The following is a 23,602-nucleotide window of genomic DNA, read 5'->3' as shown; positions in this document are numbered from 1 at the left end:
GCTCCCTCCCCGCTCCTTCCAGCGTACGTCCCTGCACCTGTCTGCCTGGCCCTGAGCAGCATGCTGCTGCACGGCCCGCTACAGGCCGAAACACTGCCAGTCGACACTCATGACAGCGCTTCGGGCGTGGAGCTGGCGGCCACCAACATCGAGGGCCAGGCCCTGGGTGAAAGCACCGAGAACACCGGCAGCTATGCGCCCGGCACCACCGCCATGGGCGGCAAAAGTGCGCAAAAGCTCAAGGACATCGCCCAGTCGGTGACAGTAATCACCAGCCAGCGCCTGGAAGACCAGCAGCTCAAGAGCATGGATCAGGTGATGAACCAGATGACCGGCATCTCGCGCCAGGAGGCCTGGGCGAAGAACACCTACCTGTCCCGTGGTTTCGCGATCAATGACGTGCGCTATCAGGGTGGCGCGACCTCTACCCTGCTCGACAGCGCCCGTTATGAAGACCTGGCGCAGTTCGACAGCGTCGGCGTGCTGCGCGGCGCCGATGGCCTGTACGGTGGCGGTGAGCCGGGCGGGGTGCTGAACCTGATGTACAAGCGGCCGCTGGCCTACAACCAGGTCAAGCTGCAGACCTCGGCGGGCAGTTGGGACAACTACCGTGGCGAGATTGACGTCACCGGCCCCTTGGGCCTGGACGGCCGCCTGCGTGGCCGCTATGTCGCGGCACTGGAAGACAAGCGCAACTTCGTCAACTACGACCACAAGAAGCGCAACCTCAACTACGCCTCGTTCGAATTCGATGCCACCGACGACACCCTGCTGCTGGCCGGTTTCAGCCATCAGCGCGATGACCTCAATGGCGTGCGCAACACCATCGGCCGCTACGCCGACGGCGGCGACCTGGGCCTGTCGCGGCGCACCAACATGACCACGCCCTGGAGCTGGAACGATATCGAGAACACCACGCTGTTCGTGCGCCTCGACCAGCAACTGAGCGACTACTGGAAGGCGGTGGCCAACCTGCGCCACAACATCAACCAGAACGACCAGAACGTGGTCGAGCTGGAAAACCCCATCGATCGCGCCACCGGCACCGGCGGCGACTGGTGGAACAACCAGCACAGCTACCGCAATACCCAGACCACCTTCGATCTCAACCTGCAGGGCTCTTTCGAGCTGCTGGGCCATAGCCACGACCTGACCGTCGGTATCGATGCAACCAAGATCAAAAGCCGCGGCGGCAGCTACTGGAACTACCTGTACTCAGACACGATTTTTGCGCCGACCCTGCCGGCCTACTTCCCGACCGCCGAGAGCTTCCCGGACACCTCGACCGACATCCGCAAGGTGGGTTCGTACACCTCGCTGCGGATTCGCCCGACCGACGAGTTATCGCTGATCGTCGGCGGCCGCTACACCCTCAAGGAAGACACCGAGTACGTCGGCGCCACCGGCCAGAAACTGTCGTCGCTGGACGTCGACAGCCAGTTCGTTCCTTATTACGGCATCGTCTACGAACTGACCCCGAGCGTCAGCCTGTACGCCAGCCATGCCGAAATCTACAAGACCCAGTCCACCCTGCTGCAAGGCCCGCCGCCGGGCAGCAAGGCGCTGGAGCCCATGACCGGCACCAACTACGAGATCGGCATCAAGAGCGAAATGGCCGACGGCAAACTGCTTGGCAGCTTCGCCCTGTACCGCATCGAGAAGAAAGGCGAAGGCCAGCAAGACACCAGCTACCCACGCCAGTGGGGCAGCGTGACCTCGTGCTGCTACATCGGTAATGGCTACCAGTTGAGCCAGGGCTTTGAAGTGGAACTCAACGGCGAAGTGCTGCCGGGCTTGCAGGTCGCCATGGGCTACACCTACAACGCCAACGAGAACAAGCGCGAAGGCGACGCGCGTTTCAGCAGCCACACCCCACGGCACCTGTTCAAGCTGTGGAGCGACTACCGCTTGCAGAGCCTGCCGAAACTCAGCATCGGCGCCGGGGTCCTGGCCCAGAGCGCGCAAAGCGAGGCCGGCAGCGTCGTGCCGCTGGGTGGCACACAGTCGCTGGACTACTCCTACGTCGAAGGCGGCTATACGATCTACTCAGCGCGCGCGGCCTACAAGCTCGACGAGCACTGGACGCTGGCCCTGAACGGCAACAACCTGTTCGACAAGACCTATTACAGCACCGTCTCGTCCAGTGGCTACGGCAACCTGTATGGTGAGCCGCGCAACTTCGTGCTGAGTCTCAAAGGCCAGTTCTGATCCCGACGGTTTGCAGGAGCGGATTTATCCGCGAAGGGCCCTGAAAACTTCAGGGCTTAAAGCTTCGGGGCTAAAGCCAATACTGTTCAATTAAGCGCCGCAAACCTCTGTGGGAACGAGCTTGCTCGTGAAGAGGCCGTTAAAGTCACAGCATTTGTAGCGAATGTGCCGCCGTCTTCGCGAGCAAGGTCGCTCCCACCGGGGGCATACAGTGGCTGCACGACCCATTCCCGAGTCCCGGCAACACGGCCGGGGCGCCCTTGGGCGGGATGATCCACTCAGTCGTTGTAGCGCAACCGTGCAGCCCGACTGGCTTCTTTTTTACTGCGCGTGGCCAGGCAGTAATACAGCGGCGCAGTGACCAGCAGACCGACCAGCCACGACAGGTCGGCGCCTTCGATGTAGTTGGCATACGGGCCGACGTACAGCGAGGTGTTGGCGAATGGCAGTTGCACCAGGATGCCGATGGCGTAAGCGATGATCGCGTGGGGGTTGAAGCGCCCATAGATGCCGCCGTCGTTGCGAAAGATCGACTCGATCTCGTACACGCCGCGCTTGATCAGGTAGAAGTCGATGATGTTGATCGCCGCCCACGGCACCAGCACGATCAGCAGTGCCAGGATCAGGCCGATGAACTTGCTGATAAAGTCGCCCGAGGCGCTGACCGCCACCAGGCAGCAACCCACCAGAATGATCGTCGACAACACCACGCGCAGCTTGATGCTCGGCGTCCACTGCGCAGCGAAGGTCTGGATCGAGGTGACGATGGACAGCACCGCGCCATACAGATTCAAGGCGTTGTGGCTGATGATGTTGAGCAGAAACAGCACCATCAGGATCGGCCCCAGCCAGCCGGTGGATTGCTTGACCGCCGCCATGGCTTCGGTGCCTTGCGGGGTGGCCAGCGCCGCGACCATGCCGAAGCTGAACGAGGCGATAGTGCCCAGGCTGGCACCGAAGTAGGTGGCCCAGAACGGTTTGCCGATGCCGATTTCCTTGGGCAGGTAGCGCGAGTAATCCGAGGTGTATGGCGAGAAGCTGATTTGCCAGATGATGCCCAGCGACAACGTGGCGATCCAGCCGGCGGCATCGAAGCCACCACGAATGAAGAAGTCGTCCGGTAGCTCTTGCAGGAAGATCATGCTGAAGCCGGCCAACAGCGCCGCGCCCATCACCCAGGTGCCGATCCGGTTGAGGGTGTGGATGAACCGATAGCCGATCACGCCGATGGCGGTAGCGCTCAGCGCGCCGATCAGGATGCCGGTGGGCATTGACACCGACGGTGCCAGGCCCTGGATCGACTTACCGGACAGGACGATATTGGAAATAAAGAAGCCGACGTAGATCAGCGCGGTGATGAACACGATCAGCAACGCGCCGTAACGACCGAACTGGCCCCGGCTCTGGACCATCTGCGGGATGCCCAGCTGCGGGCCCTGCGCCGAAGCCAGACCGATGACCACGCCGCCGATCAGGTTACCCAGCACAATCGCCAGCAGCCCCCAGAAAAAGTCGAGGTTAAACACCTGCACGGCCATCGCGCCGGTGACGATCGGCAGCGGCGCAATATTGGTACTGAACCACAGGGTGAACAGGTCGCGAGCCTTGCCGTGCCGCTCTGCCGGGGGAACGTAATCAACGGTGTGGTTTTCGATCAGCGGCGCGCTGCCGCTGTCATGGGGGTTTTGCTGGGGCGTGTTGTGCTTGGACATAGTCGCTATCTCGAAACCGATGGCCGACGCCGTGGCGGGCGCCAGATGACAAACCCATCAGGCCCTGCGGCTTTTTCCGGACGAGCCGGGCCACGACCTGCGTGTGGCAGGCCGGCCAGGCTCAATCATCCGGGCTTAGAAAAGCGGCAGGCCCGACGCCTTACGCACTGAGGGTGCGCAGACTCTTGGCAGTTGAGAAATCCGTTACGAATCGAATAACGCTGGGCAGCGTGGTGACCGGCACCACTGGGTAAAAGTGAAGAAACATCGTCTCGCCTGAATTTGTTGTTGTGCAGAGCCAAACCATGCAGCGCCCTGCTTGAACAGGGCCGGAATGAGTGTGAGGCAGTGAAGGTGTCATTCGTGCCATTCATTGCGCTGATAACACCATATTATGGTATGCCACATACACACAACCCCCTACCGGCCATCTTTCGGCCCCTCAACAGACGCCTGTCAAGCGTCAGAAGCGGCCGCAAACAACGGTGCAGGTCAGAAATATCAAGGCCTACAGCGCAGTTGCAGCGTCAGGCTCAGACAAGCGATGCAACAAAAACACTTGCGAATTAAGTATTACGGTATACCATCAGACAGAAAACAATCTGCTTCGGCCCCGTCCACACCAGCGTGCCCCCTAGCGGTCTCCAACGAGAGGTATCCAATGATCGACCCGAATGTCTACAAGAACGTCATGGGCTCCTTCCCGTCCGGCGTTACCGTCATCACCACCCTGGATGATGATGGCCAAGTGGTCGGGCTGACTGCCAGCGCCTTCAGCGCGCTGTCCCTGGAACCGGCCCTGGTGTTGTTCTGCCCCAATTACAGCTCCGACTCCTATCCTGTACTGATCAAGAACAAACGCTTTGCCATTCACCTGCTCGGCAGCGAGCAGAAAACCGAAGCTTATGCCTTCGCGCGCAAGGGCAAAGACAAGGCTGAAGGCATCGAGTGGAGCTTGAGCGAGCTGGGCAATCCATTGCTGGCCGGTGCTACGGCGATCATTGAATGCGAGCTGTGGCGCGAATACGAAGGTGGCGATCACGCGATCATGGTTGGCGCGGTGAAGAACCTGATCCTGCCTGAGCAGCCCGTCGCACCGATGGTGTATTGCCTGGGCAAAATGGGTGCCCTGCCCACGGCGGCTTGATCTGCGTCAGCATTCGATATTACGGTATACCAAAAAATACAGATCCGCCCTTCCCCACTCACTGTCGGGCGCCAAGACCGAGGTAACGTCATGAAATTTTCGTTGTTCGTGCATATGGAACGCTGGGACGAGCAAGTCAGCCACCGGCAGTTGTTCGATGACCTGACCGAGCTGACCCTGCTGGCCGAAAAAGGCGGTTTCAGCACCGTCTGGGTAGGCGAACACCACGCCATGGAATACACCATCTCGCCAAGCCCGATGCCGATCCTCGCGTATCTGGCGGCCCGCACCACGACCATCCACCTGGGCGCCGGCACCATCATCGCGCCGTTCTGGCACCCGATCCGGGTGGCCGGTGAATGCGCCCTGCTCGACGTGATCAGCAACGGTCGTATGGAAGTGGGTCTGGCCCGTGGCGCCTATCAGGTCGAGTTCGACCGCCTGGCCAACGGCATGCCCGCCACCGAAGGCGGCAAGGCCCTGCGTGAGATGGTTCCGGTGGTCAAGGCCCTGTGGCAAGGCGACTACGCCCACGACGGCGAGATCTGGAAATTCCCGACCTCCACCAGCATCCCCAAGCCGGTCAACACCCCACCGGTGTGGATCGCCGCCCGCGACCCGGACTCGCACAACTTCGCGGTTGCCAATGGCTGCAACGTGATGGTCACGCCGCTGATGAAAGGCGACGAAGAAGTCCTGGACCTGAAAAACAAATTCCAGGCCGCGCTGGACAACAACCCGGACGTGCCACGCCCGCAACTGATGGTGCTGCGCCACACCCACGTGCACAGCGCAGATGACCCGGACGGCTGGAAAGTCGGCGCCGCCGCGATCAACAAGTTCTACCGCACCTTTGACGCCTGGTTCGGTAACAAGACCGTACCGGTCAACGGTTTTCTGGCACCCAGCCCGGAATCGAAATTCGCCGAGCGCCCGGAGTTCGAACTGGAGAACATCCGCAAAAACACCATGATCGGCACCCCGCAAGAAATCATCAAACGTATTCGTTACTACCAGGAACTGGGTGTCGACGAGTTCAGCTTCTGGTGCGACAACAGCCTGCCGCATGCCGAGAAGAAGAAGTCGCTGGAGCTGTTCATCCAGCACGTGGTGCCGGCGTTTCGTTGAGATGCGCTAAGTGACGCAAAAGCCGGGCGCGATGCCCGGCTTTTTTGTGGGACGCTCTTTAGGAATTGCACCCGCATTGCTGGATATCTGAAAGATCAGCCCGGCCTGATAAGCCACCGCGAGCCGGGATGGCTGCCATCACCCCGCATCGCGCTGCAGCAGAACCAATGCAAAATAATCTCATTTACATCCGTGATGGCACTCCCCTACACTCTGTCGCTTTCATCTTGATCCCTTTTTCGGCACGTACGGATGCAATGGAACGGAATCAATCTGCGCTGGGCCTATACCGACCTGCTGCTGAGTCTGGGTCGCAAGACCCAGTGCATGCAGCGCGCCCATGATGTGCTGCACGATGCCTTCATCCGTTTCATTCTTGCCAGCCAGCGCGTCGATATCGCGCAGCCCAACGCCTATCTGCGACGCGTCGCCCACTCGGTATTAATCGATCACTACCGGGATGCCTCGCGCCTGCTGCCGCTACCCGAAGGTGATATGGAACCCTGGATGGACACCCGGGAGAACGGCGAATTTGCGCCCTCGGCCGAGCATCTGGCAGACCTGCAACAGCGTCTGGAAGCCATCCAGCGGATTCTTGCCTGCCTGCCACCGCGCTGCCGTGAAGTGTTCTGGCTGGCACGAATCGAGGGGCACCGTCAGGTCGAGGTCGCGCGCATGCTCGGTATCAGTTCAACAATGGTCGAGCGGCATCTGGCCCGCGCCCTGCTCGACTTGCGCGAAGCTTATGAGCTGTTTGCCTCGTGAGTTCTGCCCGCGAACAAGCCGCACACTGGTTCACCCGCCTGCTGGACCTGCCCGCCGAGCATCCTGACCATGAAGCCTTCGCTGGCTGGCTGGCGGCCGATCCGCAGCATGCACAGGAATACGAAGCCTTCGCCAAACTCTGGGGCAACTTCGCCAACACCGGTCAAACCCAGAGCATGGCCAACGCCATGGAAAGCCTCAGCCGTCGGCGCTTCGTACGCAATGGCGCGCTGGGCGGCCTGCTGCTGGCCGTTGGCATCGGCACAGTAGTGACCCTGCGTCTGGGCCAACAGGAACAGATGCTGATGACCGCCATTGGCGAGCGACGCCGGGTCACTCTGGATGACGGTAGCGAGCTGACGCTGGATGCCGATACTCGCCTGCATGTGCTGTTCGAAGGCCAGCAGCGCAAAGTCTTTCTGCTGCGTGGCCGGGCAATCTTTGACGTCAGCCATGCATCTGAACGGCGATTCATCGTCGAGGCGGGTGTCGCGCAGGTTCAAGTGCTTGGCACCCGCTTCGTTGTCGAACGCCTGGAGCCGCAAGTGCGGGTCAGCGTCGAGCGTGGCCGGGTGGCATTTTCCTGCGCTGAGCAGCAGTTGCTGCTGGAGGCCGGCCAGGTGGCCGAGCTGGACACGCAGCGCCATCTGCAGCGTTTACACGGGGTATCGAGTTTGAAGCCTCCGGTGAAATCCAGCCGGGCTGGAACGTTCAGGCGGGCTATACAGGGTCCCTTTCCGAGTACCTGGCGGGCGAAAGCAAGGGCCAGCTATACGGGACCAACAGCAGCCCCAAACATCTGGCCAAGCTGGGCACCACGTTCCAGTTGCCAGGCATTTGGCAAGACTTGACCATCGGTTCATCACTGCGCAGCCAAAGCAAGACCTACCATAAGGGCGCGGATTACCGCATCGAGCAGGCGGCGGTCACCGTAGTGGATGCGATGGCGCGCTACACCATCAATGACCAGGCGTCGCTGCAACTGAACGTCAAAAACCTGTTTGATCGTGATTATTACCAGACCATTTCCACCACCTACCACAGTGGCAACTTCATGGGTGCCGGACGCAACGCCATGCTGACTCTGGACTATCGCTTGCGCTGAGGCGCAGCAGTCAAAAGCTGCTGGAGCGGTCAGCAGCGACTCGTGACCGCTCCAATCCTCTGGCCTTGATCACTCTGAGGATCGCCCCGCTGACCACAAGGCAATACAGCACGGTCAGCGCCACGCCGACAATCCCGCCAACGCCATGCAGGCCGAATACGCCCTGGCTTTCTTTGCTTTGTCGCTCGTCACGGCCTGACATTTCCGGATGTCTTTGCGACGGTTCTGCCGAGCACTGACGAAACCGCTGACAAGACACACCCCGCCTGGCCCCTCACACTGCCTGCGCTCCATAGGTATTTCCAGCCGCCCGGATCAATCACGCGCTTCAAATACTTATAAAAACACTTATAATCATCAAGCGTGGTGAGACCGGCATGAGCAAAATCAACTGGACGCGCAGAGCACTCAAGCAGCTTGGAAAGATCAACAAGTCTGACCAATCCAGGATTTTCGAGGCGGCACAAGCGCTGGCCTATATGCCCAATGTGCAGAACATCAAACGCCTGATGAACCATCAATATGGCTATCGTCTTCGCATAGGCCGCTATCGGGTCATGTTCGATTGGGAAGCATCAGTGAAGATCGTGAACATTGAAGAGGTGAAAAAACGGGATGAGCACACCTATTAACGTGCAGATCATCAACGGCCCGGATGGTACCCCCGCTTTCGTGGTCATTCCTTACGCCGACTACGTTAGAAACCACCCGCAAGACGATCTGGTCCCCAATGAGGTCGTCGGCTACATGATCAAGGAAGACATGACCCCCATCGGCGCCTGGCGCAAGCATCTGGGGCTTTCGCAAAGCGAAGTGGCTGAGCGGATCGGCATCAGCCAGCCCGCTTATGCCCAGCAAGAACAGGCGGCCAGGCCGCGCAAGGCGACCCGGGAGAAGATCGCAAATGCTTTGGGCATTGCGCCCGCGTTGTTGGATATCTGAAAAACCAGCCGCCTTGCATAGGGTGCAAGGCGGCTACCCCTGAACTCAGGCGCTGGGTTTGCCGACTTTGAGCCACTCGGCTGCTTCTTGAGCGGATGGCACAGGCAGGATAGCCAGGAATACGATCGTCGGACTGGCGATCCAGCCTGTTTTCGACGTAGCAATGATTCGTGTAGCGCCGTACGCCCTCAGCCAGCAGGTCGTTTTTCAACAGCCTGTCGAGCGTCTAACGTTGACAGAGAGGCCCCCGAGCTCATCAAGGCTGATGTAGAATTGCATCATTATTGATGACAGATGCGAGCCTGATCATGAGAACGACCGTTACGATTGATGACGCCTTGTATGAACGTGCCCTTGAAGTCGCAGACCCTAATATGGACAAGGCCGAGCTTTTTCGTGAGGCCGTGCAGATGTTTGTCCGTATTCAGGCAGCAAAGCGTTTGGCAGCCCTTGGCTCTGCAATGCCCTCAATGGAGGATATCCCCCGTCGAAGTGATGCATCCGAATGATGGATGTGCTTGTCGATACCTCTATCTGGGTGGCTCACTTTCGCAGCTACAACCCGGGCCTTTCGAACTTGCTTCAACAGGACCGGGTGCTGATCCACCCCATGGTTATGGGTGAACTGGCGTGCGGTACACCACCTGAGCGGACTCGAACGCTGGCAGATCTGTCCAGTTTGAAGCACTGCCAGCAACCCACATGGACCGAAGTGATGACTTTCGTGGAGCAGCACAAGCTCTACGGTTTGGGGTGCGGGCTGGTGGACATGACACTGCTGGCATCAGCCTTGATCACTCGGGCGCATTTGTGGACGCTGGACAAACGACTGGCCAGCCTGGCCACACGCTTGCAGATCAACCACCAGCCCGACTGAGTACTGACTCCTGGTCTGTTGCCGTTTCATCACAACCGCGCCGAGGCCCTGCGGGTTGCGCCCCAAAATCGCGCCAGCGCGGGCGGCGTTCCGCTGAAGGACTTGAAAGGAGAGCCTGACCGTCTTGCATGGTGTACAAGGCGGCTACCCCGCCACTCAGTGGTTATACGCCCGCTCGTTATGCTCGGCCAAATCCAGCCCCAGCTCTTCGGTCGAGTCATCGGCGCGCAAACCGACCAGTGCCTTGACCACCTTGAGGATCGCCCAGCTGACCACGAAGCAATACACCATGGTCAGCGCCACGCCTTTGATCTGTGCGATCACCTGATCGAGCATATTGGCGTCCGGCACCAAACCGCCCAGTGCCGGCACGCAGAACACCCCGGTCAGCACCGCACCGACAATCCCGCCAATGCCATGCAGACCGAAGACGTCGAGGCTGTCGTCATAGCCGAGGCGTTTCTTCAGTACGGTGACTCCCAGGTAGCAGCACACGCCGCACAGCAGGCCAATCACCAGCGCACCGCCCACACCGACGTAAGCGCAGGCCGGGGTGATGCCGACCAGGCCGGCCAGCGCACCGCAGGCCAGCCCTTGCGCGCTGGGTTTGCCGGCTTTGAGCCACTCGCTGAACATCCAGCCAATGATCCCGGCGCACGCACCGACCTGAGTGTTGATCATCACCATCCCGGACAACCCGGAAAGGCCACCGCCGGAGCCGATATTAAAGCCGAACCAGCCGACCCAGAGCATCGCCGCGCCGGCCATGGTCAGGCTCAGGTTGTGTGCCGGCATGGGTTCATTCTTGTAGCCTTTGCGTTTGCCCAGTGCCAGGCAGGCCGCCAGTGCCGCGACTCCGGCGTTGATGTGCACAGCGGTGCCACCGGCGTAATCGAGCACGCCCCAGTTGTGCATCACCGCGCCCGCCCCGCCCCAGACCATGTGCGCCACCGGGGCGTAAACCAGGGTGAACCACAGCGCCATGAACAGCAGCGCGGCGGAGAACTTCATGCGCTCGGCAAAAGCCCCGGCAATCAGCGCCGGGGTGATGATGGCGAAGGTCATCTGGAAGGTGATGAATACACCTTCAGGGATTTCGCCGACCAGGCTGTCGGGGCTCAGGCCGGCCAGAAAAGCACGGTTAAGGCTGCCGACGAAGCTATTAAAGGTCACCTCCCCGGCGACCATATTGGTGGTGTCCAGCACCAGGCTGTAGCCGTAAAGCACCCACAACACACCGACCAGCCCGGCGATGCCAAAGCACTGGGTGAACAGCGAGAGCATGTTCTTGGCACGTACCAGCCCGCCGTAGAACAGGGCAAGGCCGGGCAGGCACATGAACAGCACCAGCACCGCGGCGGTGATCATCCACGCGGTGCTGCCGGTATTGAGGGTCGGGGTTTCGGCCGCCTGGGCCAAAGGAATACAGGCGCCCAGCGCCAGTGCTGCAAGAAGGGATTTGCCAGGTAGACGATTAACCATCTTCAACGCTCCTGCGGGGTAATGGAAAGTGTCTGGCAGCGGGGAATGTTGTTTGGAAAACGGGCCTTTGCGGCCTCTCGGGATGTGATGCCGATCATCGGTAGGAGCGAGCTTGCTCGCTCCCACAGAGGGATCACCGAATCAGTACTGCGAACCCGGAATCCAGCTGGTGCCAGCCAGCGGTACGCGGGCCATGGCGGCCGATTCGACGGTCAGGGCCACCAGGTCCTCGGGGTCGAGGTTGTGCAGGTGGCTCTTGCCGCAGGCGCGGGCCATGGTCTGGGCTTCGAGCACCAATACACGCAAATAGTTTGCCAGGCGGCGCCCGCCTTCGACCGGGTCCAGACGTTTGGCCAGTTCCGGGTCCTGGGTGGTGATGCCCGCAGGGTCGCGGCCGTTCTGCCAGTCGTCGTAGAAACCGGCGGCCGAGCCGATCTTTTTCAGCTCTTCGTCCAGCCGCGGGTGGTTGTCACCCAGCGCCACCAGCGCAGCCGTGCCGATGGCCACCGCATCAGCGCCCAGGGCCATGGCCTTGGCGACGTCCGCACCATTACGAATCCCGCCGGAGACGATCAACTGCACTTTGCGGTGCATGCCCATTTCCTGCAGGGCCTGAACCGCTTGCGGGATGGCTGGCAGGATCGGGATACCGACGTGTTCGATAAACACTTCCTGAGTCGCAGCGGTGCCGCCCTGCATGCCGTCGAGCACGATCACGTCGGCACCGGCTTTGACTGCCAGCTTCACATCGTAGTAAGGACGGCTGGCGCCGATTTTCACGTAGATGGGTTTTTCCCAGTCGGTGATTTCACGGATCTCGGCGATTTTGATCGCCAGATCGTCCGGGCCGGTCCAGTCCGGGTGACGACAGGCCGAGCGCTGGTCGACGCCGATTGGCAGGGTGCGCATGCCCGCGACCCGCTCGGTGACTTTCATGCCCAACAGCATGCCGCCGCCGCCCGGCTTGGCGCCCTGCCCCAGCACGATCTCGATGGCATCAGCCTTGCGCAGGTCATCCGGGTTCATGCCGTAGCGCGACGGCAGGTACTGGTAAACCAGGTGCTGCGACTGGCCGCGTTCTTCCGGGGTCATGCCGCCGTCGCCGGTGGTGGTGCTGGTGCCGGCAATGCTGGCACCACGGCCCAGCGCTTCCTTGGCATTGGCCGACAGCGCGCCGAAGCTCATGCCGGCGATGGTCACCGGAATCTTCAGGTGCAACGGCTTCTTGGCGAAACGGTTACCGAGGATCACGTCGGTGCCGCATTTCTCGCGGTAGCCTTCCAGCGGATAGCGCGACACGCTGGCGCCGAGCAGCAGCAGGTCATCGAAGTGCGGCAGCTTGCGCTTGGTGCCGCCGCCACGAATGTCATAGATGCCGGTTTCGGCGGCGCGCTGGATTTCCTGGATGGTCAGACGATCGAAAGTGGCCGACTCGCGCAGGACCGGAGCCTGGGCTTTGGAATTGGAAAACTCGGTCATGGTTAGTGCTCCTGATCAGTACGCGCTGGCGTTATCGACTTTGAAGTTGTACAGCTGGCGCGCCGAGCCGTAGCGTTTAAAATCGGCGGCGTTTTCCTTGAAACCGGCGCGGTTGAGCAGCGCCTGCAACTCTTCGATATGCTCGGCGCGCATCTCTTTCTCGATGCAGTCAGAGCCCAGTGACTCGACGCTGCCTTTGACGAAGATTTTGGTTTCATACAACGAGTCGCCCAGCGCATCCCCGGCATCGCCGCATACCACCAGGCGCCCGGCCTGGCCCATGAAGCAGCTCATGTGGCCGATGCTGCCACCGACCACGATGTCGATGCCTTTCATGGAAATCCCGCAACGCGCACCGGCATCGCCTTCGATGACCAGCAGGCCGCCGTGGGCGGTAGCGCCGGCCGCCTGGGAGGCGCTGCCTTTGACCCGCACGTAGCCGCTCATCATGTTCTCGGCGCAGCCCACGCCGACATTGCCGTGCACGGTGACCGAGGCTTTCTGGTTCATCCCGGCGCAGTAATAGCCGGCGTGGCCCTGGATATCGATAGAGATGGCTTCGTTGACGCCCACGGCCAGGTTGTGCGCACCGTTGGGGTGGGTCACCAACCACTCGCGCTCTTCGACGGTTTTGGCCTGGTCGTGCAGAGCCTGGTTCAGATCACGCACGCTGGCGTTGGACAGATCGATGGTTTTCATAATGCGTGCTCCTTAAGCCGACTCGCGTTCCCAGATGTACATGGTGGCGGGAACAGGTTCCCAGACCTTGGCGTTTTCGATACCTGGCAAGCTGGACAGCGCCTGATACTCCGAAGCCATGGCCACGTAGTCCTCGGTTTCGGCAAGGATCGCGGGCTTGCAGGCAATCGGATCACGGATCACGGCAAAGCCGTTGCGGGTGCCGATGGCGAAGGTGAAGAAACCGTCCAGCGCTTCGAGTGAGTTATCCAGCGCCTGCTTGAGCGAGTCGCCCTGTTGCAGGCGCCAGGCCAGGTAACCGGCGGCCACTTCGGTGTCGTTCTCGGTCTCGAAGTTGATGCCTTCACGGCGCAGCTCCTGGCGCAGACGGAAGTGGTTGGACAACGAACCGTTGTGCACCAGACACAGGTCAGCACCAGTGGAGAACGGGTGGCTGCCCTCCATGGTCACCGCACTTTCAGTGGCCATGCGAGTGTGGCCGATGATGTGGCTACCCTTCATGCCGGCCAGGCCGAAGCGCTCGGAAATTTCCCGTGGCAAGCCCATGCCCTTGAGGATCTCGATGCTCTGCCCGGCGCTCATGATGCGCACGCTCGGCGCCAGCTCGGCCAGTACGGTACGTACTACGGCTTCTTCAGCCTTGATTTTCAGCACGATGGCGCTGGCGTTCTGAAACCAGTCCAGTTCGGCATCCAATTTGCTCTTCACACCATCGACCAACGCGGCGAAGTCATAGCCTTCGGTGGTGGCTTGCAAGGTTAGCTTGACCCAGCCATCAGCCACTTCATCGCCATAAATGGCAAAACCTGCACTGTCCGGGCCGCGATCGGTCATGGCTTCGAGCATCGGCTCGAAGAGCTTGCCGAGCTGCGATTCCAGCGCCGGGTTCTTCAAATACAAACCAACAATTCCACACATAAGGCAGGCCTCACTTTGTTCGGCAGTGGCTAGCTTTAAGCTGCAAGCTTCAAGCTGACCGTGTTGATAGAAAATCGTGTACTCACCGCAACTCTGCTTTTGCTTGCAGCTTGCGGCTTGAAACGTGTGGCTTAAAAAAACTCGGTGTAGCGCTTCACTTCCCAGTCGCTGACGTGGCGGCTGTATTCCACCCACTCCATGCGCTTGAGCTTGATGAACTCACCGACAATTTCCGGGCCCAGCACCTCGGCAAACAGCGGGTCGGCCTCCAGCGCGTCGCAGGCTTCCTTGAGCGATTGCGGCAAGGTCTTGATGCCGCGCGCGGCGATCTCTTCAAGGCCGAGCTTGTAAAGGTTTTCGTTGCACACCATCGGGACTTCCAACTGCCGATCGATACCGTCAAGGCCGGCGGCAATGATCGCGGCGCTGACCAGATACGGGTTGCAGCCAGCATCCGGCAGGCGGAACTCCAGGCGCCCATAGGGCACGCGAACCATCGCCGAGCGGTTGTTGGAGCCAAAGGCAATGAACGCCGGCGCCCAGGTCGCACCCGACAACGAGTTGCCAACCACAAGCCGCTTGTAGGAGTTGACTGTAGGGGCCGCAAACGCGCACAGCGCGGGACCGTGGGCCAGCAGGCCAGCGGCGAAGTGGTAGGCCATTTTCGACAGGCCCATGCCACTTGGGTCACTGGCGTCGTGGAACAGGTTCTTGTTGGTTGCGCTGCTGATCGACAGGTGAAAGTGCATGCCGTTACCGGCGCGCTTGGGGTCCGGCTTGGGCATGAACGAGCAGATCATGCCCATGTCGTTGGCGATCTCGCCGGCGGCCATGCGGAAGAAGGTGAAGCGATCGGCCGACTCCATGGCGTCGCTGTAGGTGTAGTTGATCTCGAACTGGCCGTTGGCGTCTTCGTGGTCGATCTGGTAGATGTCAAAGCCCACCGGTTGCAGGGCTTCGGTCAGACGTTCGAGAAATTCGCGTGAACGCGACAGACCTTTGTAGTCATAGCAAGGCTTGTCGAGGTTATCGCTGGCATCGACCAGTTGCAGTTGGCCGGCAGCATCGCGCTTGAACAGGCTGAATTCAGGCTCCAGCCCGGTGTTGAGGGTCCAGCCACGCTGGCTCAGACGCTCAACCTGCTGTTGCAGCACGTAGCGGCTGTCGTAAGGCCAGGGTTTACCTTCAACATGACCGATGCACACCACGCGACCATAACCGGGCTGCCATGGCACCGGCACCAGTGACGACAGGTCGCCACGGGCCATGAAGTCGGGACCGTGAGGCTCCATGCCCATACCAGTGATGGCGAACCCGGCGAACCCGGCGCCACTCTCGGCGACCATTTCCAGGCCGCTGACCGGCACCGATTTGGTCTTGGACGAACCGTGAATATCGACGAACTGAGCCAGCACGTACTTGATGCCGTGCTCCTGGATCAGACGCTGTGTTTCTGTTGGCAACATAGAGCGTGACTCCTGTGACGAAAGCGGCTTGAAAGAACAACCCCTGTTTCGCTGCCGGAAGCACTTATTCCGATCAGGAAACTTACTTTCATTACAGGAATGCAATGCCCTTGCCAGTTTTTCAGTCAGGGCTAAAAATCCTTTTATCGGGCCTTTTGTTCTGTATATATGGGAAACTTGTTTTCCCACCGCGAATATTTCACCGGCAAAACAGCCATACGAAACTCGCTGCACATTCTCAGTGCGAAATAAAAATTATTGAACGGAAACCGTGCACAGCCTATGACTCAATCGGACACCCCCAAGCTCAAGCTGGAGCAGTACATCGGCATTCAGATCAAACGCCAGCGCCAGGCTCAGGAACTCAAGCTGGCGGATGTGGCGCGTATCGCCGGAATCAGCCAAGGGATGTTGAGCAAGATCGAGAATGCCCAGGTGTCGACCAGCCTGGATAACCTGGGCCGTTTATGCGATGTGCTGGGCATGCCGATGTCGAAACTGTTCAGCCAGTACGATCAGCAGGGCAGCACGGCGTTGCTGGTCAAAAAGGATGAAGGGCTGGAGGTGGTGCGCCGCGGTACGGAGAAGGGCCATACCTATCATTTGCTTAACCACACCCGTGGGCCAAAGAAGAGTTTCGAGGCGTATATGGTGAGCATGGATGACGCCAGCGAAGAGTTTCCGACCTTCTCGCATCCGGGCACCGAGTTTTTGCATTTGCTGGAGGGCGAGCTGATTTACCGGCATGGCAATCAGTTGTACCGGATGGAAGCCGGCGACAGCCTGACCTTCGACGGTGAGGTGCCGCATGGGCCGGAGCAACTGGTGCAAGTGCCGATCCGGTTGTTGTCGATCATGAACTATGGGGCGCAGGGCGAGTAAGCCGCTCGCCTCTGTGTAGGAGATCGCCCGCCGCCTCGGCGCCGCGCTGTCGCGCAGCAGACACGGACCCAGTGGGAAGAGCCGGCCGGCGCCCCGGTCTGCTCGCGAAGGGGCCAGTAAAGTCACAGCATCTGCTGCGAATGCGCCGCCGTCTTCGCTGTGGTCCGGCACCCCGGCAAGCCAGCTCCCACCGGGGGCATACAGTGCTTAAGTGAATGTATTGGCGTTAGCCGGGAAGCCTTCGCGGCTAAAGCGAATCGCCGCCCGGCCCGCGCCCAAGTCGCGATTGGCGTCGCGTGGACCATCTCGGTTCGAAGAGCAAAAGCAAATGGAGCCTGGCTTAGGCTTTTTTCTTGCCGCTTGAAGCTTACCGCTTGCCGCCCGCGCCCACGGCGCAACTTTCCCCACAAGAAATATTCTTTCCAGATTTCTCTGGACGGCCCGTCCGCTTTCACCTATAAATTCGCCAAGACGAATATTTAATTCCTTAGGGGAATTTTTATTCACCCTTAAAACCAGAATTTACTGCTGAATTTTTTCGCTCTGCGTTGAGCTGCCGCCATTTTCCGAGGACGTGCCATGCAACACGAAAAGAACCATTTCATCCTGAAGATCAGCTGTCCGGCGACGTCCGGGATTGTCGCGGCGGTGACGTCGTATCTGGCGGGTAACGCTTGCTACATCGGTGAAATGGCGCAGTTTGATGATGAGTTCAGCGGGCGTTTTTTCATGCGCGCGGTGTTTCGCTTCAATGAGGGTCACGCCGGTGACATCGAGCAGCTCAAGGCGGGGTTCAGCGATGTAGCGGCCAGCTTTGACATGGACTGGGAGCTGCATGACAGCAGCCGGCCGATGCGGGTGCTGCTGATGGTCAGCAAGTTCGATCATTGCCTGACCGACCTCTTGTATCGCTATCACAAGGGCGAGATGCACATGACCATCACCGCCATTGTCTCCAATCACCTCGATCTGCGGCCGATGGCCGAGCGTGAGGGCATCCGGTTTATCTACCTGCCGGTGACCAAAGACACCAAAGCCGCTCAGGAAGCGGCGCTGATGCAGGTGGTCAACGAGACCGGTACTGAATTGGTGGTGCTGGCGCGCTACATGCAGATCCTCTCCGATGATCTGTGCAAGCAACTTTCAGGCCGCGCCATCAATATCCACCACTCGTTCCTGCCGGGTTTCAAAGGTGCCAAGCCGTATCACCAGGCTTATGAGCGTGGCGTGAAGCTGATCGGCGCCACCGCGCATTACGTGACCAGCGACCTGGACGAGGGGCCAATCATCGAGCAGGAAGTACAGCGGGTCGACCACGCCTATCTGCCTGATGACCTGGTCGCCATCGGCCGCGACACAGAAACCGTGGCGCTGTCCAAGGCGGTCCGTTATCACCTTGAACACCGGGTCTTTCTCAACACTGACAGAACGGTGATCTTCCGGTGAACAGCTCAAAACTGATCGACGGCAAAGCCGCCGCTGCCCGGGTGCTGCAGCAGGTCAAACAGGACGTGCTGATGCTCAAGGCCGATCACATCCAGCCAGCGCTGGCGGTGATTCTGGTCGGTGAAGACCCGGCCAGCCAGGTGTATGTGCGCAACAAGATTCTGCGCGCCGAGGAATGCGGGATCCGCTCCATCGAGTACCGGCTGGCAGCCGATTGCCCGCAGGCCCGGCTGCTGGACTTGATCGCCGAGTTGAATAACGACGCTTCGGTCAACGGCATTCTGCTGCAACTGCCGTTACCCGGACACATTGCAGAAACCCGCGCCTTGCAGGCCATTGATCCGGGCAAGGATGTCGACGGTTTTCACAGCGAGAACGTTGGCGGCCTGAGCCAGGGCCGTGACGTACTCACGCCCTGCACCCCCACCGGCTGCATGTACCTGCTGGAGCAAACCCTCGGCGACCTGAGCGGCAAGCACGCGGTGGTGATTGGCCGCTCGAACATTGTCGGCAAGCCGATGGCAGCCTTGCTGCTCAAGGCCCACTGCTCGGTGACGGTGGTGCATTCGCGCAGCCAGGATGCCAAGGCGCTGTGCCAACTGGCCGACATCGTGGTCGCGGCAGTCGGCCGGCCGCGGATGATCGACGCCAGTTGGCTGAAGCCCGGCGCGGTGGTGATTGACGTGGGCATTAACCGTATTCAGGACCACGACCGTAGCCGGCTGGTCGGTGATGTCGACTTTGACGCCGCCCTGCCCCAGGTCTCGGCCATCACCCCGGTGCCCGGCGGGGTCGGGCCGATGACCATCGCCTTTCTGATGAAAAACACCCTGATCGCCGCGCAACAGCAGGCGCATGCCCACAGCAGCCAGCCGGAGGCCGTATGCCTTTAAGTCTCTTGAAATATGGACTGAGCTCCGAGTACCCGGTGGAGGTCGATCTGCCGCCGCCCAAAGAACTCAAGCCAGCCTATGACGTGGTGATCATCGGCGGTGGCGGCCACGGCCTGGCCACTGCGTACTACCTGTCGAAGTACCACGGCATCAGCAATATCGCGGTGCTGGAAAAAGGCTACCTGGGCGGCGGCAACACCGCGCGTAATACGGCGGTGATCCGCTCCAACTACCTGACCAGCGAGGGGGTGAAGTTCTACGCTGAATCGGTACGGATGTTCGAAGGGCTGTCCAATGAATTCGACTTCAACATCATGTATTCGCACCGGGGTCAGTTGACCCTGGCGCATACCGACGCCACGGTGCGTTCATTCCGCCAGCGCGCCGAGGTCAACAAACACTTTGGCGGGCGCACCGAGATGATCGACCGTCAGCAGATCCGCGAGTTGGTGCCCACCCTTAACCTTGATCCGGGGCATATTCCGGTGCTCGCCGGGCTCTGGCACATCGACGGGGCGACAGCGCGGCACGACGCGGTGGCCTGGGGCTACGCCAAGCAGGCCGCCAAGCGCGGGGTCGAGATTCATCAACTGACCGACGTTCAGGAACTGGTGATCGAAAACGGCGCCATCACGGCGGTCAAGACCAACCGGGGCACGGTGCGTTGTGGCTGCGCGGTGCAGGCGGTGGCCGGCATGAGTTCGCAGATGATGAAAAAGGCCGGCATCCGCTCGCCGATCCAGACCTTCCCGCTGCAAGCGATGGTCACCCAGCCGTTCAAGCCGTTTCTCGACCCGCTGGTGAGTTCTTCGGCGCTGCACTGTTACGTGCAGCAGACCAGCCGTGGCGAGGTGGTGTTCGGCGGTGGCTCGGACCCCTACCCGCTGTTCAACACTCGCTCAACGCTCGACTTGAAAGAAAGCCTGCTCTCGCACGCCATCGAGATGTTCCCGTTTCTGGCCAACGCCAAGCTGATGCGCCAGTGGGCCGGGATCACCGACATGACCCCCGATTACAGCCCCATCATGGGCCTGTCGCCGGTCAAGAACTACTACCTGGACGCCGGCTGGGGCACCTGGGGTTTCAAGGCCACGCCGATCTGCGGCAAGACCATGGCCGAGCTGGTCGCCAGTGGCGGCAAGGTCCCGGAGCTGATCAAGCCATTTGGCCTGGAGCGTTTCTCGACCTTCCAGCAAGTCAACGAAATGGGCGCCACGGCGGCCAGCCACTAAGCGGAGAGCGACACATGAAAGTCATGACATGCCCGCTCAACGGGCCGCGCAACATCAGCGAATTCACCTACGGCGGCGAATTCAAACCCATGCCCGACCCGCAGACCTGCAGCGATGCCGAGTGGGCCGACTACGTATTCAACAGCGAAGACACGCTGGGGGTGATTCGCGAGTGGTGGATGCACACGCCATCGAGTTACTGGTTTCTGGCCGAGCGCCACACCGGCAGTGACGAGATTGTGCGCACCTTCGATGCCCGCGAGCTGTTCAACAGCCGGGTCGAATTCACCCAACAGACTCAGGAGATCGCAGGATGAGTACCGCCAACCGCCTGCCCGCCCCGATGGGCCTGCTGATCGACCGCAGCAAGCCGCTGACCTTCAGCTTCGATGGCAAGGCCTATGAAGGCCTGCAAGGCGACAGCATTGCCAGCGCCCTGCTCGCCAGCGGCCGTCATCTGCTGTCGCGCTCGTTCAAGTACCACCGCCCGCGCGGCCCGCTGAGCATGGCCGGGCAAGACGCCAATACCCTGGTGCAACTGCCCCGCGAGCCCAATGTGCTGGCCGATACGTTTGCCCTGGAGAACGGCCTGCGGGTCAGCGGCCAGAACTACAACGGCTCACTGGACAACGACAAGGACGCCCTGCTCGGCAAGTTCTCCAAATTCATGCCGGTGGGGTTCTACTACCGCTCCTTTTATAAGCCCAAGGGCATGTGGAAAGTCTGGGAGCCGGTGATCCGCAAAAAAGCCGGCATGGGTGTGCTGGACCTCGGCTTCAAGCCCGAGTACTACGACAAGGCGTATCTGTTTACCGACCTGGCAGTGATCGGCGCCGGTCCCGCCGGCCTGCAAGCGGCGCTGACCGCCGCCAATGCCGGCGCCAAGGTGCTGCTGATCGAGCAGCAGCCGATTCTGGGCGGCTCGCTGACGTATGCGCGCTTTGACCTTGAAGGTCAGCGGGCCGGGCAACTGCGCGCCGAACTGGTGGCGGCCGTAGAAGGCCACGCCAATATCCGGATTCTGCACAGCGCCACCTGCAACGCCTGGTTCACCGACAACTACCTGCCGGTGATTCAAGGCAAACGCCTGTACAAAGTGCGCGCGACGCAGTGCCTGATCACCAGCGGCTCGTTCGATCAGCCGGTGATTTTCCGCAACAACGACCTGCCCGGCATCATGCTGACCAGTGCCGCGCAACGGCTGATGAAGCTGTATGCGGTCAAGCCCGGCCAACGCGCCGTGGTACTCACCGGTAATGATGACGGCTATCTGGCCGCGCTGGATCTGCATGATCAGGGCGTGCAGGTGGCGGCACTGGCCGACCTGCGCAATCAGCCAGCCGACCGCAACCTGTTGATCGAGCTGGAAAAACGCGGCATCACTTGCCATGCCGGCACCACCGTTTACGAAGCGTTGCACGAAAAAGCCATGCGCCATATCAGCGCTGTAGACCTGCGCAAAATCACCGGCCAAGGCCAGGTGGCCAGTGCCGGCATGACCCTGGACTGCGACCTGCTGTGTATGTCAGGCGGCTATATGCCGGTTTATCAATTGCTGTGCCAGGCCGGTGGCAAGCTCGCCTATGACGAGCAAAGCGCCGAGTTCAGCCTCAGCGGCCTGCCGGCCAATCTGAACATTGCCGGTTCCGTAAACGGCCAGCACAGCCTGGACAACGTCTTGGCAGACGCCACCCGCGCCGCCCTCGACATCATTGCCAGCCTTGGCCTGCATACCACCCAGCAGGCCGCGCCGCTCAAAGGCGAGGCACAGGTGAATTTCCCCTGGCCGATTTTCCCGCACCCCAAAGGCAAGGATTTCGTCGACTTTGACGAAGACCTGCAGGTGCGCGATATCGTCAATGCCACGCGCATCGGTTACCGCGATGTGCAACTGGTCAAGCGTTATTCGACGGTGGGCATGGGTCCCTCCCAGGGCCGCCACTCGGCGCTGCCGACCGCACGCCTGGTCGCCGCTGCGACCCAGCGCAGCATCAGTGAAACCGGGGTCACCACCGCGCGGCCGCCGTTCGAAGCGGAAAAGCTCGCGCACGTCGCCGGGCGCGGCTTCGACCCGTACCGCCAGACCCCGATGCACAGCCGGCATGTAAAGGCAGGCGCGAAAATGATGCCCGCCGGTATCTGGCAGCGTCCGGCGTTCTATGGCCAGCCCGCACAACGCGATGCCTGCATGCAGGCCGAAGCCAGGCATGTGCGCAGCAAGGTCGGGATCATCGACGTCTCGACCCTGGGCGGGCTGGACATCCGCGGACCGGACGCCGCCGAGCTGCTGAACCGGATGTACACCTTTGCCTTTATCAAGCAGCCGGTGGGCCGTTCGCGCTATGCGTTGATGACCAACGAACAGGGCGCAGTGATCGACGACGGGGTGTGCGCGCGCTTTGCCGAGCAGCACTTCTACGTCACCGCCACCACCAGCGGCGTGGACCGTATCTATCAGCAAATGCTCAAGTGGAATGCGCAGTGGCGGCTGGATGTCGATATCGCCAACGTTACTGCCGCGATCAGCGCGGTCAACGTGGCCGGTCCCGACTCACGCAAAGTGCTGGAACAGCTGTGTCATGACATCGACCTGTCTGCCGCCGGTTTTCCTTATCTGGGCGTGCGCCAGGGCACGGTCGCCGGGATCAAGGCGCGGCTGCTGAGGGTCGGCTTTGTCGGTGAGCTGGGCTATGAGATCCATGTGCCGGCCCGCCATGCCGTGCAGCTGTGGGATGCGCTGATCGAGGCCGGCAAGCCATACGATATCAAGCCATTCGGGGTCGAGACCCAGCGCCTGCTGCGCCTGGAAAAAGGCCACGTGATTATCAGCCAGGACACCGACGGGATGACCCATCCCGGCGAAATCGATATGAACTGGGCGGTCAGCCGCAACAAGCCGTTTTTTGTCGGCCGCCGCTCGATAGACATCCTCCAGGCCCAGCCGCAAAAGCGCAAACTGGTCGGTTTCACCCTGCCAGCGGGCAGCCCGCAGCCGCTCGAAGGCCATCTGGTGCTCAGCGGCCCGGACATCAGTGGCAACGTGACGTCCTGCGAGTACTCGCAAACCCTCGGCAAGATCATCGGCCTGGCCTATGCAGGTTTTGATCAGAGCCAGCCCGGCCAGCAGATCCCGATTCGCGTCGAGGGTGGCGTGATGGTCCAGGCCACCGTGGTGCAACTGCCTTTCTTCGACCCTGAAAACCAGCGTCAGGAGCTTTGAA

22 protein-coding genes and 1 pseudogene are annotated in these 23,602 nt (G+C 60.8%); 16 read left to right on the top strand and 7 right to left on the bottom strand.

Features of this window, described 5'->3' with window-relative positions:
- Window positions 1-60 precede the first annotated feature (60 nt).
- Complete coding sequence (locus tag NJC38_RS16100; protein ID WP_253115713.1) at window positions 61-2,208, top strand: TonB-dependent siderophore receptor; 2,148 nt, start codon at window positions 61-63, stop codon at window positions 2,206-2,208.
- 278 nt (window positions 2,209-2,486) lie between these two features.
- Here NJC38_RS16100 and NJC38_RS16095 read toward each other — a convergent pair whose 3' ends face one another.
- The gene (locus NJC38_RS16095; protein ID WP_253115711.1) at window positions 2,487-3,920 is read right to left on the bottom strand and encodes a cytosine permease; all 1,434 of its coding nucleotides are present in this window, start codon (window positions 3,918-3,920) and stop codon (window positions 2,487-2,489) included.
- A 661-nt stretch (window positions 3,921-4,581) separates the two neighbouring features.
- Between NJC38_RS16095 and NJC38_RS16090 the strand changes: the two genes are divergently transcribed.
- The 5 genes and pseudogenes from NJC38_RS16090 to NJC38_RS16070 all read left to right on the top strand — a co-directional run bounded on the left by NJC38_RS16090 (window position 4,582) and on the right by NJC38_RS16070 (window position 8,065).
- Window positions 4,582-5,067, top strand: coding sequence for a flavin reductase family protein (locus NJC38_RS16090; RefSeq protein ID WP_045491844.1), 486 nt, complete (start codon window positions 4,582-4,584; stop codon window positions 5,065-5,067).
- A gap of 90 nt (window positions 5,068-5,157) precedes the next feature.
- Window positions 5,158-6,195, top strand: coding sequence for an LLM class flavin-dependent oxidoreductase (locus tag NJC38_RS16085; RefSeq protein WP_253115709.1), 1,038 nt, complete (start codon window positions 5,158-5,160; stop codon window positions 6,193-6,195).
- Between the two features lie 252 nt (window positions 6,196-6,447).
- Window positions 6,448-6,960 (top strand): sigma-70 family RNA polymerase sigma factor, encoded by a 513-nt coding sequence (locus NJC38_RS16080; protein WP_253115707.1) that lies wholly within the window; start codon window positions 6,448-6,450, stop codon window positions 6,958-6,960.
- Window positions 6,957-7,523: pseudogene (locus tag NJC38_RS29055) on the top strand (FecR domain-containing protein); the annotation flags it as partial. The gene NJC38_RS16080 and the pseudogene NJC38_RS29055, both read left to right, overlap by 4 nt.
- A 104-nt stretch (window positions 7,524-7,627) precedes the next feature.
- Entirely contained in the window at window positions 7,628-8,065 is a 438-nt protein-coding gene (locus NJC38_RS16070; protein WP_366856063.1) for a TonB-dependent receptor, read from the top strand.
- A 10-nt stretch (window positions 8,066-8,075) separates the two neighbouring features.
- Here the strand turns inward: NJC38_RS16070 and NJC38_RS16065 are convergent, their stop codons facing one another.
- Window positions 8,076-8,267 carry a hypothetical protein gene (locus tag NJC38_RS16065; RefSeq protein ID WP_253115705.1) on the bottom strand — a complete coding sequence of 64 codons (192 nt, stop codon included), beginning with the start codon at window positions 8,265-8,267 and terminating at the stop codon, window positions 8,076-8,078.
- A 175-nt stretch (window positions 8,268-8,442) separates the two neighbouring features.
- Between NJC38_RS16065 and NJC38_RS16060 the strand changes: the two genes are divergently transcribed.
- From NJC38_RS16060 to NJC38_RS16045, 4 genes are all read left to right on the top strand, one after another.
- Window positions 8,443-8,697: a type II toxin-antitoxin system RelE/ParE family toxin gene (locus tag NJC38_RS16060; RefSeq protein ID WP_253115703.1), complete on the top strand. Its 255-nt coding sequence runs from the start codon at window positions 8,443-8,445 to the stop codon at window positions 8,695-8,697.
- Window positions 8,681-9,007 carry a helix-turn-helix transcriptional regulator gene (locus NJC38_RS16055; RefSeq protein WP_253115701.1) on the top strand — a complete coding sequence of 109 codons (327 nt, stop codon included), beginning with the start codon at window positions 8,681-8,683 and terminating at the stop codon, window positions 9,005-9,007. Before NJC38_RS16060 ends, NJC38_RS16055 begins: the two co-directional genes overlap by 17 nt.
- A gap of 308 nt (window positions 9,008-9,315) precedes the next feature.
- Window positions 9,316-9,516, top strand: a complete 201-nt coding sequence (locus NJC38_RS16050) for a type II toxin-antitoxin system VapB family antitoxin (protein WP_045494840.1) — start codon at window positions 9,316-9,318, stop codon at window positions 9,514-9,516.
- Complete coding sequence (locus NJC38_RS16045; protein WP_257106712.1) at window positions 9,513-9,884, top strand: PIN domain-containing protein; 372 nt, start codon at window positions 9,513-9,515, stop codon at window positions 9,882-9,884. Before NJC38_RS16050 ends, NJC38_RS16045 begins: the two co-directional genes overlap by 4 nt.
- Window positions 9,885-10,040: 156 nt before the next feature.
- Here the strand turns inward: NJC38_RS16045 and NJC38_RS16040 are convergent, their stop codons facing one another.
- From NJC38_RS16040 to glnT, 5 genes are all read right to left on the bottom strand, one after another.
- Window positions 10,041-11,366 carry an ammonium transporter gene (locus NJC38_RS16040; protein ID WP_253115699.1) on the bottom strand — a complete coding sequence of 442 codons (1,326 nt, stop codon included), beginning with the start codon at window positions 11,364-11,366 and terminating at the stop codon, window positions 10,041-10,043.
- A 141-nt stretch (window positions 11,367-11,507) separates the two neighbouring features.
- Entirely contained in the window at window positions 11,508-12,845 is a 1,338-nt protein-coding gene (locus tag NJC38_RS16035; RefSeq protein ID WP_045491848.1) for an FMN-binding glutamate synthase family protein, read from the bottom strand.
- Window positions 12,846-12,860: 15 nt separating this feature from the next.
- The gene (locus NJC38_RS16030) at window positions 12,861-13,544 is read right to left on the bottom strand and encodes a protein glxC (RefSeq protein WP_253115697.1); all 684 of its coding nucleotides are present in this window, start codon (window positions 13,542-13,544) and stop codon (window positions 12,861-12,863) included.
- Window positions 13,545-13,556: 12 nt separating this feature from the next.
- On the bottom strand, window positions 13,557-14,462 hold the full coding sequence (locus NJC38_RS16025) for a glutamine amidotransferase family protein (RefSeq protein WP_253115695.1): 906 nt from the start codon (window positions 14,460-14,462) through the stop codon (window positions 13,557-13,559).
- A gap of 131 nt (window positions 14,463-14,593) precedes the next feature.
- Complete coding sequence (glnT, locus tag NJC38_RS16020) at window positions 14,594-15,928, bottom strand: type III glutamate--ammonia ligase (RefSeq protein ID WP_253115693.1); 1,335 nt, start codon at window positions 15,926-15,928, stop codon at window positions 14,594-14,596.
- 282 nt (window positions 15,929-16,210) lie between these two features.
- Between glnT and NJC38_RS16015 the strand changes: the two genes are divergently transcribed.
- The 6 genes from NJC38_RS16015 (at window position 16,211) to NJC38_RS15990 (ending at window position 23,601) form a co-directional block, all read left to right on the top strand.
- Window positions 16,211-16,810 carry an XRE family transcriptional regulator gene (locus NJC38_RS16015; RefSeq protein WP_045491856.1) on the top strand — a complete coding sequence of 200 codons (600 nt, stop codon included), beginning with the start codon at window positions 16,211-16,213 and terminating at the stop codon, window positions 16,808-16,810.
- A gap of 579 nt (window positions 16,811-17,389) precedes the next feature.
- Complete coding sequence (purU, locus tag NJC38_RS16010) at window positions 17,390-18,256, top strand: formyltetrahydrofolate deformylase (protein ID WP_045491858.1); 867 nt, start codon at window positions 17,390-17,392, stop codon at window positions 18,254-18,256.
- Window positions 18,253-19,149, top strand: a complete 897-nt coding sequence (gene folD / locus NJC38_RS16005) for a bifunctional methylenetetrahydrofolate dehydrogenase/methenyltetrahydrofolate cyclohydrolase FolD (RefSeq protein WP_253115691.1) — start codon at window positions 18,253-18,255, stop codon at window positions 19,147-19,149. Before purU ends, folD begins: the two co-directional genes overlap by 4 nt.
- Window positions 19,140-20,381 carry an FAD-dependent oxidoreductase gene (locus NJC38_RS16000; RefSeq protein ID WP_253115689.1) on the top strand — a complete coding sequence of 414 codons (1,242 nt, stop codon included), beginning with the start codon at window positions 19,140-19,142 and terminating at the stop codon, window positions 20,379-20,381. Before folD ends, NJC38_RS16000 begins: the two co-directional genes overlap by 10 nt.
- 14 nt (window positions 20,382-20,395) lie before the next feature.
- Window positions 20,396-20,698, top strand: a complete 303-nt coding sequence (locus tag NJC38_RS15995; protein WP_253115687.1) for a sarcosine oxidase subunit delta — start codon at window positions 20,396-20,398, stop codon at window positions 20,696-20,698.
- Window positions 20,695-23,601 carry a 2Fe-2S iron-sulfur cluster-binding protein gene (locus NJC38_RS15990; RefSeq protein WP_253115685.1) on the top strand — a complete coding sequence of 969 codons (2,907 nt, stop codon included), beginning with the start codon at window positions 20,695-20,697 and terminating at the stop codon, window positions 23,599-23,601. The genes NJC38_RS15995 and NJC38_RS15990 overlap by 4 nt, the downstream gene beginning before the upstream one ends.
- Window position 23,602 lies beyond the last annotated feature (1 nt).

The organism is Pseudomonas sp. 21LCFQ010 (genome assembly GCF_024129905.1).
Taxonomy (GTDB): Bacteria; Pseudomonadota; Gammaproteobacteria; order Pseudomonadales; family Pseudomonadaceae; genus Aquipseudomonas.
Note: the sequence above shows the minus strand (reverse complement) of the source record. Positions and strands in the feature narration are given on the sequence as shown.